Origin of the sequence: uncultured Georgenia sp., from assembly GCF_937958535.1 — a bacterium.
Classification (GTDB): domain Bacteria; phylum Actinomycetota; class Actinomycetes; order Actinomycetales; family Actinomycetaceae; genus Oceanitalea.
Window position 1 is genome coordinate 1 of sequence record NZ_CALGNQ010000112.1, and the last position, 12230, is coordinate 12230.

The window sequence follows — 12230 nt, forward strand, 5'->3', positions numbered from 1 at the left end:
AGGCCCGGTTCGCGCCGAGAGCCCACTTCGCGCCGAGAGCTCAGTTCCCGCCGAGAGCTCAGTTCCCACCGAGGGCTCAGTTCCCACCGAGGGCTCAGTTCCCACCGAGGGCTCAGTTCCCACCGAGGGCTCAGTTCCCACCGAGAGTTCAGTTCCCGCCGAAGGCTCAGTTCGCGGCGAGGGCTCAGGTCGCGCCGAGAGCTCGGCTCTCACCGACAGCGCCCCTGTCACGGCCACGCCCCGCTCGCTCACCGCCGTCCTCGACGAGCGCCGGGACGACGAGGCTCCCGCCGTCGTCGCGTTGCGCCGGGACGGGACCGAGACCGTGACCTGGCGCGACCTCGCGGCCCGGGTCCGCCGGCTCGCCCTCGGGCTGCACGACGCCGGCCTGCGCCCCGGTGACCGGGTCAGCCTCCTCATCACCCCCGGCGTCGACCTCACCACCGCGCTCTTCGCCTGCCTCCGGCTCGGCGCAGTCGTCGTCCTGGCCGACCAGGGGCTCGGGCTGCGCGGGATGAGCCGCGCCGTGCGGGGAGCGGCGCCGGACGTGGTCATCGGCATCGAGCGCGGCCTCGTCGGGGCCCGTCTGCTCGCCTGGCCCGGCCGCCGCATCGCAGCGGCCGAGCTGCCCCCGGCGGCGCTGCGTGCCGTCGGCGCCGAGACCACCCTGCCCGCGCTCGTCGCCCGCGGCGCCGAGCTGGAGCGCGCCGGTGCCGCGCTCCCGCCCGAGCCCGACCCCGCGGCCGACGGGGCCATCCTCTTCACCAGCGGCTCCACCGGACCTGCCAAGGGGGTGGTCCACACCCACCGAGGGCTCGCGGGGATGCGCGACACCCTCGCCGCCACGTACGGGCTGGGCCCCAGCTCGTCCTTCGTCGCCGGCTTCGCGCCCTTCGCCCTCCTGGGCACCGCCCTCGGCTCCCTCGCCGTCGTCCCGGACATGGACGTCACCGCCCCCGCCACGCTCACCGCCACGGCGCTCGCCGACGCGGTCGCCGCGGGGGACGCCACCGCCGTCTTCACCTCCCCGGCGGCGCTGCGCAACGTCCTCGACACCGCGGACGGGCTCGGTGCCGAGCACCGCCGTGCCCTCGCCGGGGTCCGGCTCTTCCTCTCCGCCGGTGCACCCGTCCCGCCCGAGCTGCTCGCGCGCGTCGCCGAGGTCATGCCGCACGCCGCCGCGCACACCCCGTACGGGATGACGGAGGTGCTGCCGGTCACCGACATCGACCTCGCCGGGGTCCGGGAGGCGCTCGCCGACGTCGGCACGGTCCCGGGTGCGGGCGGTGGTACCTGCGTCGGTCGCCCCGTGCCCGGCAGCACGGTGGAGGTGGTCCCGCTCGACGCCGCAGGCGCCGCCACCGGCGCGCCGACCACGGCGCCCGGGGTCACCGGCGAGATCCTCGTCGCCGCACCACACCTCAAGCGCACCTACGACCGCCTGTGGGCGACCCAGGCCGCCAGCGCCGACCACCCCGGCCGGCACCGCACGGGCGACGTCGGGCACCTCGACGCCCGCGGCCGGTTGTGGGTCGAGGGCCGGCTCGCCCACATCGTCACCACCCCCGACGGCGTGGTCACCCCCGTCGCCGTCGAGCACGCCGCTGAGCTGGTGCGCGGTGTGCGCCGCGCGGCCGCCGTCGGCGTCGGGCCGGCGGGGACGCAGCAGCTCGTCGTCGTGCTCGAGACCGACCCGGCGGTCGACCGGCGGGCGTCCGCCGCGCCGTCGATCGCCACCGCGGGGCTCGCCCGGGCGGTCCGCCGCGCCGTCGCCGCACACTGCGGGGCCAGGGTGTCGGCGGTGCTCCGGGTGCCGGAGCTGCCCACCGACGTCCGGCACAACGCGAAGATCGAACGCGGCCGCATCGGCCGGTGGGCCGAGCGTGCCCTCGCCGGCGGACGGATGGGCCGGCCGTGAGCTCACGCCGTCGGACCCGCCGCGGCACCCGGCAGCTCGTCGTGGTGCCGGACCCGCCGCAGCGCCTGCGCGTCCTCGTCACCGGTGCCTCGGGGCTGCTCGGGCGCCGCACCGCCGAGCGGCTCGTCGCCGCCGGGCACGACGTACGCACCTTCCAGCGGCGCCCCGCCGGGGTCCCGGGCGCGACCGACTCGCTCGGCTCGCTCACCGACCCCGCCGCCGTCGCCCGCGCGGTCGAGGGCCGCGACGCCGTCGTCCACCTCGCCGCCAAGGTCTCCGTCAGCGGCCCCCGCGAGGAGTACGAGCGGGTCAACGTCGAGGGCACGCGCACCCTGCTCACCGCCGCCCGGATGGTCGGGGTGCACCGCTTCGTCCACGTCTCCTCACCGTCGGTCGCCCACACCGGGGGCTCGCTCGTCGGTGCGGGGGCCGGGCCGGCCGAGCCGGAGCGGGCCCGGGGCCACTACGCGCGCACCAAGGCGGCCGCCGAGCAGCTGGCGCTGCGCGCCGACGACGCGGACTTCGCCGTCGTCGCCGTCCGGCCGCACATCGTCTGGGGCCCGGGCGACACCCAGCTCGTCGAGCGGATCGTCCAGCGCGCGCGGGCCGGGCGGCTGCCGCTGCTCGACCATGGCGCCGTGCTCGTCGACACCCTGTACGTCGACAACGCCGCCGACGCCCTGGTCGCCGCACTCGAGCGGGCCCCGCAGGTGCGGGGGCAGGCGCTCGTCGTCACCAACGGCGAGCCGCGTCCTGTGGGGGACATCATCGGCGGGATCTGCCGCGCCGCCGGGGCACCGGTCCCGGGGTGGCGGGTGCCCGCCGCGCTCGCCCGGGCCGCCGGCGCCGTCGTGGAGGCGGTGTGGGCGGTACGCCCCGGCCGCGACGAACCGCCGATGACCCGGTTCCTCGCCGAGCAGCTGTCCACCGCCCACTGGTTCGACCAGCGCCGCACCCGTGAGCTGCTCGGCTGGGAGCCCGCGGTGAGCATCGACGAGGGCTTGGACCGGCTCGCCGAGCACTACCGTGCGCTCCGGCTCTCGGGCAGCCGACAATAGGGGCCATGATCCCCACCCTGGCCCTGAACGACGGCAACCGGATCCCTGCGATCGGCCTGGGCACCTGGCCCATGGACGACGAGGCGCCCGCGGCGGTGCGCACCGCACTGGAGGCCGGGTACCGGCTCATCGACACCGCGGCGCGGTACGAGAACGAGGAGGCCGTGGGCCGCGGCATCGCCGAGTCGGGCGTCCCGCGCGAGGAGGTCTTCGTCACCACGAAGCTGCGCGGCCAGGACCAGGGCTACGAGTCCACGCTGCGCGCCTTCGAGACGTCGCGCCGCAAGCTCGGCCTGGACTACGTCGACCTCTACCTCATCCACTGGCCGCTGCCGCGGCTGGACCGGTACGTCGACTCCTGGCGCGCCATGGTCAAGCTCCGCGAGGAGGGCGTCGTGCGCTCGATCGGGGTCTCCAACTTCACTGCCGCCCACCTCGACCGGGTCGTCGCGGAGACCGACGTCGTCCCGGCGGTCAACCAGATCGAGCTCCACCCGTACTTCGCCCAGCCCGAGATGCGGGCGGCGAACGCCGAGCGGACGGTGCTCACCCAGTCGTGGAGCCCGCTGGCGCGCAGCCCGCAGCTGCTCACCGAGCCCGCGGTGGAGCAGGTCGCCGCCCGGCACGGGGTGGAGGCCTCCCAGGTGGTGCTGCGCTGGCACGTCCAGCTCGGCGTGGTCCCGATCCCCAAGTCCGCCAGCCCGCACCGGCAGCGCGTCAACCTCGACGTCTTCGGCTTCGAGCTCAGCGAGTCGGAGATGCGCCAGATCGGCGCGCTCGACCGGGGTCGGCCGCGCCTGGACCCCGACACCCACGAGGAGTTCTGAGCCCGCCGGGCCGCCGAGTGGTCACTTGTATCCTGACCTGATGCCTGCCGCACGCCTCGTCGCCTTCGACCTCGACGACACCCTGACCCCCTCCAAGTCCCCGATCTCGCCGGAGATGGCCGAGGCGCTCACCGCGCTGCTGGACGTCGTCCCGGTGTGCATCATCTCCGGGGGGCAGCTCGCGCAGTTCACCACCCAGGTCACCGACCGCCTCGAGCTCGACGACGAGGCACGGTCCCGCCTCCACCTCATGCCCACCTGCGGCACGCGCTACTACCGCTTCGCCGACGACGGCGCGCTGCAGCAGGTCTACGCCCACGACCTCACCGCGCAGGAGCGGGCTGCGGCGCAGCAGGCGCTGGAGCAGGAGGCACGGCGGCTCGGCCTGTGGGAGGAGGAGACGTGGGGCCCGATCCTCGAGGACCGCGGCTCCCAGATCACCTTCTCCGCGCTCGGGCAGCGGGCCCCGCTCGAGGCCAAGCGGGCGTGGGACCCGACGGGGGAGAAGAAGGAGCGGCTGCGCGCTGCCGTCGCCCGGCGGCTGCCCGACCTCGAGGTCCGCTCCGGCGGCTCGACCTCGGTGGACATCACCCGCCGCGGCGTGGACAAGGCCTACGGGATGCGCCGGCTGGCCGAGCACACCGGGATCGACCTGGCCGACATGCTCTTCGTCGGCGACCGCCTCGACGAGGGCGGCAACGACTACCCGGTCAAGGCCCTCGGCGTCCCGTGCATCGCGGTGGCCGGCGCCGAGGAGACCGCCGGCGTGGTCCGCGGCATCATCGCCGACCTGGTGCCGGCCGGTCGGTGAGCCCGTCGGCCGGGCCGCTGACCCCGTCGCTCGGGCGGTAGCCCTGGCAGCCGGTCGGTGACGCCGTCGGTCGGTGACCGCGTCGGTCGGTCGGTGACCCCGTCGGCCGGCCGGCGACCGTCGGTCGCTGACCCCGACCGCGGACGCCGGACCGGTCAGACGGTCACCGGGGTCCGCTCCGCCGCGGCGACGAGCTCGGCGTAGCGACCGCCGCGGGCGAGGAGCGTCTCGTGGTCGCCCACCTCGACCACCCGGCCGCGGTCGACGACGGCGATGACGTCGGCGTCGCGCACCGTGGACAGGCGGTGGGCGATGGTGATCGTCGTCCGTCCCCGGCTCAGCACGTCCAGCGCCTCCTGGACCGCCTGCTCCGTGCGGGTGTCCAGCGCGCTCGTCGCCTCGTCCAGGACGAGGACGCGCGGGTCGCGCAGCAGGGTGCGGGCGATCGCCAGGCGCTGCTTCTCCCCACCGGAGAAGCGGTGGCCGCGCGCCCCGACGACGGTGTCGTAGCCGTCCGGCAGCGACTCCAGGAGGTCGTGCACCTGCGCGGCGCGGGCGGCCGCCTCGATCTGGGCGTCCGTCGCCTCCGGTCGGGCGTAGCGCAGGTTCTCCCGCACCGTGGTGTGGAGCAGGTAGGTCTCCTGGGAGACCACCCCGACCCGGCGGGAGACGTCGGCCAGGGTGAGGTCGCGCAGGTCGACGCCGTCGAGCAGGACCCGCCCGGAGGTCGGGTCCTGCAGTCGGGCGACGAGCGCGGCGATGGTCGACTTCCCGGCCCCGGACTCTCCGACGAGCGCCAGCCGGGTGCCGGCCGGCACGTGGAGGTCGACGTCGGTGACGGCGTCGGTCTCGGCGCCGTCGTAGCGGAACGAGACGCGCTCGAAGGTGACGGAGGCGGGGGAGCGGGTCTCCGGGAGCCGCACCGGTGTGACCGGGTCGTCGATCTCCACCGGCAGGTCGAGGTACTCGAAGATCCGGCTGAACAGGGCGAGGGACGCGGTCACCTGGACGCCGGTGTTGAGCACGCCCATGACCGGGCGGAACAGGCCGGTCTGCAGGGTGACGAAGGCGACGAGGGTGCCGATGGAGATGCTGCCCGTGCCGGGTAGGCCGGCGGCGAGGTAGATGAGCGCGGGGATGGCGGAGAACATCACGCTCATCGTCGCCATGCGCCAGCGGCCGGCGAGCTCGGAGCGCAGCTCCAGGTCGACGAGTTCGCGGGAGGCCTCCTCGAAGCGGCGGCCGAGCTCGGGCCCGGCGCCCAGCGTCTTGGCCAGCATGGCGCCGCTGACCGACAGCGACTCCTCCACCTGGCCGTGGAGCGCGGCCAGGGCGCGCTGCCGCCGGCCGGTGAAGGCCCGACGCAGATGGGCGACGCGGCGGGTGAGCCAGATCGCCGGCGGGACGACGAGGAGGGAGAAGAGGGACAGCTGCCAGCTCAGTGCGACCATCGCGACGGCGGTGCCCACCGCCGTGGTGAGGTTCGAGGCGATCGCGGTGGCGGTGCCCGTGACCACGGTCTGCATGGAGCCGATGTCGTGGGTGAGGCGCGACTGCACCTCTCCGCCGCGGGTGCGGGTGAAGAAGGACATCGGCTGGCGCTGGAGGTGGACGAAGACGTCGGTGCGCAGCCGGTGCATGACCGTCTGGCCGACCCGGGTGGACAGCCACGTCTGGAGCACGCCGAGCACGGCCGACCCGGCGGTGACGAGGAGCATGCCGGTGACGAGGAGGAGCAGCAGGCGCAGGTCCTGCTCGGGCAGGGCGACGTCGATGACGTGCCGGGTGAGGAACGGGGTGGCCAGGCCGAGCACCGAGCTGAGGACGATGAGGACGACGACGAGCGCCAAGGTGGGCCGGTGCGGCCGGAAGAGCGCGGCGATGCGCCGCAGGGAGACGGGGTGCGCCGCGAGCTGGGCGACGTCGGCCGGGTCGCGGCGGACGGCGGAGTGCGGCCGGAGGGAGGGGCTGGACATGAGCACCACCTCGCTTTCTGCTGGGACGGCGGGATGTGCCGTCGGTGGTCTCGGCGCGCCGGTCCGGGAGCCCCGGCCGTGCACCGGCTCGGCCGCGCGGCGGCACACCGATAAGGAGGTTACCTCACTATGTGGTTCCAGCGCTAGTGTTGCGCCATGAGCGAGCGCGACTCCGACCTCAGCGAGGCCCTCATGCACGCGAGCCGTGCCCTGCGCCGGCGCTGGTGGGCGGCGCTGGAGGGCTGGGAGCTGTCCCCGCACCAGGCCCGGGCGCTGCGCACCGTGTGCGGGCAGGAGCCCGCGCGGCTCAGCGAGATCGCCGCCCGGCTGCGCATCGCCCCGCGCTCGGCCACGGAGGTCGTCGACTCCCTCGAGGCGCGCGGCCTGGTGCAGCGCACCCCGGACCCCGACGACCGGCGCGCGGTGCGTGTCGTCGCCACCGAGGCAGGCCGGCAGATGCAGGAGACGGCGTGGGCCGCCCGGGAGCGGGCCGCGGAGGAGTTCTTCGGCCGGCTCGAGCCGCCCGAGCGCGAGGAGCTCGGCCGGCTGCTGCGCCGCCTGCTCGACTAGGAGCGGGGCTCGCCGGGGGCCAGACGGTCGAGCAGCTCACGCACCGCCGCCAGCCGCGGGACCCCCACGTGGTGGGCGAGCACGGCGCCCTCGGCGTCGAGGACCAGGACGGTCGGGGTGCGGGTGACGCCGACCCGCTCGGCGAGCCCGGGGTGGTGGGCGACGTCGAGCTCGACGTGCCGCACGCCCGCAGTCGTCTCCGCCACCCGGGTGAGCAGCCCGCGCGCGGCGCGGCACGGGGCGCAGAAGCCCGAGGAGAGCTGCAGGAGCGTGGCGCGCTCGCCCAGCGGCTCGGTGAGCCCCAGCGCGTCCGCGGTCAGTCGGGAGGGAGCCACCACCCGATCCTACGGCCGGCCGGCACCCGCGACGCTGTGGCGATCGGCACGTATGGTGGGCCGGGCACGCCGTCCCCGACGCCCAGGAGTTCTCACGTGAGCGGTCGTCCCACGCGTGTCACGCTCGCCGGAGCGGTGGTCCTCGCCCTCGTCGCGTGCACCAGCAGCGGCGGCGGGGAGGCCGAGCCGACGGAGCCGCCCTCGGCGCAGACGCCCCCGGCACCGGAGCAGGGCCGGGTGCAGCAGCCCGCCGACGGCGTCACCGTCCTGCCCGGTGCCGACGGGGCGCTGGCGCTGGAGGCGAGCCGGACCTTCTTCGCCTCCGCGCCGGTCGTCGTCCTCGCCGACGACGCCGACCCGGCCGCCCACCTGCGCGCGGGCAGCCTCGCCGTCGCGCTCGGTGCCCCCGTGCTCCTCGACGACGACGGTGCCGCCCTCGGCGCGGAGCTCACCCGCCTGGGGAGCGGCTGGGTGGTGACGGTGGGCGACGTGACGCTCCCGGACGCCGTCGCACCGGCTGAGGACGGGGCGGAGGGCGGTGAGGTCGTCGCCGTCCCAGCCCCCGCGGACGACGACGCGGCGGCCGACCTCCTCGGTGTCCCCGTCGACGAGCCGGTCGCGGCCGAGGCGGGCGAGGAGGTGGCCTCCGTGGCCGGTCTCGAACGTGGCCGGCTGACCCCGCTCGTCGGCACGACGGACGACGCCTCGACACCGGACGCCCCGGACGACGCCTCGACACCGGACGCCCCGGACGACGCTGCGGCGCAGCCGCCCGAGGACGCCGCCACCCGCGGGGGACCGGGGGCCGCGGCCGGCGACGCCGCCACCGCGGAGCCGTCACCGGGCGGCACGCTGCCCGTCGTGGACCCCTCCGCGGACCCGGCGGGCGGCCGGGTCCCGGCCCTCGACCTCCCCGACCCCGTCTCCGGCACCCTCGTCCTGACCACCGGGGCGCCCGCCGAGCTGCCGGCGGTCGCCACGGCCCGGGCCGCCGGCGCGGACCTCGCCCTCGTGCCCGGTGGCGACCCGCGGGCGACGAGCCGGTCCGTGGCGGCGCTCGCCGAGGCCCAGCCCGCGCACGTCGTCGGGCTCGGGGACGGCTTCGGCGACGCCGAGACCCTCGGCTGGCGTGCGGCGACCGCCGCGACGGGCGTGGAGCTGCCCGGCGGCGGCCAGCTCGTCCTGCCGGGCAAGCGGTACGTCGCGCTCTACGGCACGCCGGGCACCGCTGCGCTCGGGGTGTTGGGGGAGCAGGGCGTGGCGGAGACGGTGGAGCGGGCGGCGGAGCACGCCCGGCCGTACGAGGCGCTCACCGAGGACGCCGTCGTGCCCGCGCTGGAGATCATCGCCACCGTCGCGTCCGCGGGTGCGGGGGACGACGGGAACTACTCCAACGAGCTACCCGTGGAGCGCCTGCGCCCGCTGGTCGAGGCCGCGGGGGAGGCCGGGCAGTACGTCGTCCTGGACCTCCAGCCCGGGCGCGCCTCGTTCCTCGAGCAGGCCCAGCGGTACGCCGAGCTCCTCGCGCTGCCGCACGTCGGTCTCGCGCTGGACCCGGAGTGGAACCTCGGACCGCAGGACCGCCACCTCGTCCGCATCGGCTCGGTGACCGCCGCCGAGGTCAACGAGGTGGTCGACTGGCTCGCCGACCTCACCCGGGAGCACAACCTGCCCCAGAAGCTCCTCGTCCTCCACCAGTTCCAGGTGCGGATGATCCAGACCGTGCCGGAGGTCGACCTGTCCCGCAGCGAGCTCGCGGTGCTCGTCCACGCCGACGGGCAGGGGCCGCAGGGCAGCAAGCAGGAGACCTGGCGCACCCTGCACGCCAACGCCCCGGACATCGACTGGTGGGGCTGGAAGAACTTCTACGACGAGGACTCCCCGATGCTCACCCCCGAGGAGACCGCTCGGGTGGAGCCCTTCCCGCACTTCATCAGCTACCAGTAGCCGGCGCCAGGTGCCCGTCGAGGCGGGCGAGGAACGACTCGGCGGTCGCCAGCCGGGCCCGTAGCCGGTCTCGGCGCTCGGCCGCGGTGGCGCGGATCACCATCAGCCGCTCGGCGAGCTCCTGCCGACGCGCCGGGGTGGGGCCGAGCTCGAGTTCGGTGACGACGTCGAGCACCTCGCCCATCTCCTCCAGGCTGTAGCCCAGCGGCTTCATCGCCTTGACCAGCTCGAGCCGGGCGACGTCGTCCTCGGTGTAGAGGCGGAAGCCGCCCTCGGTGCGGCTGGAGGGAGTGACCAGCCCGACCTCGCCGTAGTAGCGGATTGTGCGCAGGGACAGCCCGGTGCGCTCGGCGACCTCGCCGATCTGCATCTGCGTCCCCATGCCCGCACCTCCCGTCTGCGCCGACCCTACCGCCGGGTGGTGAGCGGTCTCACCGCCCACGGACCCTCACGTCACGTTAGAGTCGCCCACGGAGCCGGCCAGGGCCGTGCCGCGAACCACCGCGGACCCGGGTCCCGGCAGCTCCTCCGGCTCGACGGTGCGCCATGTCCGCCGCCAACCGGGCGCCTGCCGCCCCCCGAGTCCCGGAGAGCTCGTGACCTCACCCTTCGCCGGCCTGCGCACCGGCCGCAGCCCGATGGTACGCCGCAAGGCCCGCACCGAGGACGTCACCTCGGTCCTCGGCGCCCTGCGCGACCCGCGTCGGCTGCGCACCGAGGTGCTGGCCGCGCTGGTCGTCGCGCTGGCGCTCGTCCCCGAGGCGATCTCGTTCTCGATCATCGCGGGGGTCGACCCGCGTGTCGGGCTCTTCGCCTCCTTCACCATGGCCGTGTCCATCGCCTTCCTCGGCGGGCGGCCGGCGATGATCTCGGCGGCGACCGGCGCCGTCGCCCTCGTCATCGCGCCGGTCATGCGCGACCACGGCATGGACCACCTCATCGCCACCGTCATCCTCGCCGGTGTCATCCAGGTGGTGCTCGGCGCCCTCGGGGTGGCCCGGCTCATGCGCTTCATCCCGCGCAGCGTCATGGTCGGGTTCGTCAACGCGCTGGCCATCCTCATCTTCCTGGCCCAGCTGCCCTACCTCACCGATGTGCCGTGGATGGTCTACGCCATGGCCGCCGTCGGCATCATCGTCATGGTGCTCCTGCCGAAGCTGACCACGGCGGTGCCGGCGCCGCTCGTGGCGATCGTCGTCCTCACCACGGTCACGGTCGCCTTCGCGATCGACGTCCCGGACGTCGGCGACCAGGGCGAGCTGCCCGACTCGCTGCCCGCGCTGTTCCTGCCCGACGTGCCGCTCACCCTGGAGACGCTGCAGGTCATCGGCCCGTTCGCGGTGGCGATGGCGCTCGTCGGGCTCATGGAGTCGCTGATGACGGCCAAGCTGGTGGACGACGTCACCGACACCCACTCCGACAAGACCCGCGAGGCCTGGGGCCAGGGTGTGGCCAACGTCGTCACCGGCTTCTTCGGCGGCATGGGCGGCTGCGCGATGATCGGCCAGACGATGATCAACGTCAAGGCGTCCCGCGCCCGCACCCGGATCTCGACCTTCCTCGCCGGGCTGTTCCTCCTCGTGCTCGTCGTCGGCTTCGGCGACCTCATCGGCCGCATCCCGATGGCCGCGCTCGTGGCGGTCATGGTCATGGTCTGCGTCGGCACCTTCGACTGGCACTCGGTCCGCCCGGCGACCCTGCGCCGGATGCCGAAGAGCGAGACCACGGTCATGCTCGCCACCGTCGTCGTCACGGTGCTGACGAACAACCTCGCCTGGGGGGTGCTCACCGGGGTGGTCGTCGCGGCCGTCATGTTCGTCAACCGGGTGGCGCACTTCACCCGGGTCGTCGAGGTCGACCACCCCGAGGAGGACACCCGCGTGTACGCCGTCGTCGGGGAGCTCTTCTGGGCCTCGTCCAACGACCTCGTCTACCAGTTCGACTACACCGGGGACCCGCGCAACGTCGTCATCGACATGTCGCAGTCGCACATCTGGGACGCCTCGACGGTGGCCACGCTCGACGCGATCACGACGAAGTACGCCGAGCGGGGCAAGCGGGTGACGATCACCGGGCTGAACGAGGCCAGCGCCGACCGGCACACCCGCCTGGCCGGCACGCTCGGCGGCTGACGGTCAGCGCAGCGGGGTGTGGGCGGGGTCGACCCGCTCACCCTCCGGCACCGGGCCGGGCGGGGTGCCGTCCCCGAACGGCCTCCCACCGAGGGCCTCGCGGCCGTGCGGCTCGAGCCAGTTCGACAGGTCCGGGCCCTGGGGGACGATCTGCGTCGGGTTGATGTCCTTGTGGACGATGTAGTAGTGCTGCTTGATCTGCACGAAGTCGACCGTGTCGCCGAATCCGGGGGTCTGGAAGAGGTCGCGGGCGTAGGCCCACAGCGCGGGCATCTCGCTGAGCTTGTTCCGGTTGCACTTGAAGTGCCCGTGGTACACCGCGTCGAAGCGCACGAGGGTGGTGAACAGCCGCACGTCGGCCTCGGTGATGGTGTCCCCGACGAGGTAGCGCTGGTCGGTCAGGCGCTCCTCGAGCCAGTCCAGCGCCGACCACAGCCGCTCGTAGGCGCGGTCGTAGGCCTCCTGCGAGCCGGCGAAGCCGCACCGGTACACCCCGTTGTTGACGTCGGTGAAGACGCGCCGGTTGACGGAGTCGATCTCCGCGCGCAGGTGCTCGGGGTAGAGGTCGGGGGCGCCCTCGCGGTGGTGGTCGCGCCACTCGCTGGAGAAGTCGAGCGTCATCTGGGCGTAGTCGTTGGTCACCACCTGGCCGGTGG

The 12230-nt window shown here is 74.8% G+C and carries 11 protein-coding genes; 7 read left to right on the plus strand and 4 right to left on the minus strand.

Going from position 1 to position 12230, the window contains the following annotated elements; genetic code table 11:
* The 4 genes from Q0195_RS06195 to Q0195_RS06210 form a co-directional block, all read left to right on the plus strand.
* Positions 1-1918, plus strand: a 1918-nt coding sequence (locus tag Q0195_RS06195) for an AMP-binding protein (RefSeq protein WP_299275979.1), incomplete at its 5' end; no start/stop codon positions are given.
* A gap of 65 nt (positions 1919-1983) precedes the next feature.
* Positions 1984-2976 carry an NAD-dependent epimerase/dehydratase family protein gene (locus Q0195_RS06200; RefSeq protein WP_299276001.1) on the plus strand — a complete coding sequence of 331 codons (993 nt, stop codon included), beginning with the start codon at positions 1984-1986 and terminating at the stop codon, positions 2974-2976.
* A 5-nt stretch (positions 2977-2981) separates the two neighbouring features.
* Positions 2982-3803, plus strand: coding sequence for an aldo/keto reductase (locus Q0195_RS06205; protein ID WP_299275982.1), 822 nt, complete (start codon positions 2982-2984; stop codon positions 3801-3803).
* Positions 3804-3843: 40 nt separating this feature from the next.
* Complete coding sequence (locus Q0195_RS06210) at positions 3844-4614, plus strand: HAD-IIB family hydrolase (protein WP_299275984.1); 771 nt, start codon at positions 3844-3846, stop codon at positions 4612-4614.
* Between the two features lie 155 nt (positions 4615-4769).
* Here Q0195_RS06210 and Q0195_RS06215 read toward each other — a convergent pair whose 3' ends face one another.
* Complete coding sequence (locus Q0195_RS06215; protein WP_299275986.1) at positions 4770-6590, minus strand: ABC transporter ATP-binding protein; 1821 nt, start codon at positions 6588-6590, stop codon at positions 4770-4772.
* 156 nt (positions 6591-6746) lie between these two features.
* Between Q0195_RS06215 and Q0195_RS06220 the strand changes: the two genes are divergently transcribed.
* Complete coding sequence (locus Q0195_RS06220; RefSeq protein ID WP_299275989.1) at positions 6747-7160, plus strand: MarR family winged helix-turn-helix transcriptional regulator; 414 nt, start codon at positions 6747-6749, stop codon at positions 7158-7160.
* Here Q0195_RS06220 and Q0195_RS06225 read toward each other — a convergent pair.
* Positions 7157-7495 (minus strand): thioredoxin family protein, encoded by a 339-nt coding sequence (locus tag Q0195_RS06225; RefSeq protein WP_299275991.1) that lies wholly within the window; start codon positions 7493-7495, stop codon positions 7157-7159. The two genes, Q0195_RS06220 and Q0195_RS06225, sit on opposite strands and share 4 nt — an antisense overlap.
* Before the next feature lie 96 nt (positions 7496-7591).
* Here Q0195_RS06225 and Q0195_RS06230 point away from each other — a divergent pair, with 96 nt between their 5' ends.
* Positions 7592-9442, plus strand: coding sequence for a hypothetical protein (locus tag Q0195_RS06230; RefSeq protein WP_299275993.1), 1851 nt, complete (start codon positions 7592-7594; stop codon positions 9440-9442).
* Here Q0195_RS06230 and Q0195_RS06235 read toward each other — a convergent pair.
* Entirely contained in the window at positions 9429-9824 is a 396-nt protein-coding gene (locus Q0195_RS06235) for a MerR family transcriptional regulator (RefSeq protein WP_299275996.1), read from the minus strand. The genes Q0195_RS06230 and Q0195_RS06235 overlap by 14 nt on opposite strands.
* Positions 9825-10080: 256 nt before the next feature.
* Here Q0195_RS06235 and Q0195_RS06240 point away from each other — a divergent pair, with 256 nt between their 5' ends.
* Positions 10081-11574 (plus strand): SulP family inorganic anion transporter, encoded by a 1494-nt coding sequence (locus tag Q0195_RS06240; protein WP_299276004.1) that lies wholly within the window; start codon positions 10081-10083, stop codon positions 11572-11574.
* 3 nt (positions 11575-11577) lie between these two features.
* Here Q0195_RS06240 and Q0195_RS06245 read toward each other — a convergent pair.
* Positions 11578-12230, minus strand: a 653-nt coding sequence (locus Q0195_RS06245; RefSeq protein WP_299275998.1) for a glutathione S-transferase C-terminal domain-containing protein, incomplete at its 5' end; no start/stop codon positions are given.

Coding starts and splice junctions, on each gene's coding strand:
- Q0195_RS06235 (WP_299275996.1), bottom strand. CDS start 9,824: ATGGGGACGCAGATGCAGATCGGCGAGGTCGCCGAGCGCACCGGGCTG.
- Q0195_RS06240 (WP_299276004.1), top strand. CDS start 10,081: ATGGTACGCCGCAAGGCCCGCACCGAGGACGTCACCTCGGTCCTCGGC.
- Q0195_RS06205 (WP_299275982.1), top strand. CDS start 2,982: ATGATCCCCACCCTGGCCCTGAACGACGGCAACCGGATCCCTGCGATC.
- Q0195_RS06210 (WP_299275984.1), top strand. CDS start 3,844: ATGCCTGCCGCACGCCTCGTCGCCTTCGACCTCGACGACACCCTGACC.
- Q0195_RS06215 (WP_299275986.1), bottom strand. CDS start 6,590: ATGTCCAGCCCCTCCCTCCGGCCGCACTCCGCCGTCCGCCGCGACCCG.
- Q0195_RS06220 (WP_299275989.1), top strand. CDS start 6,747: ATGAGCGAGCGCGACTCCGACCTCAGCGAGGCCCTCATGCACGCGAGC.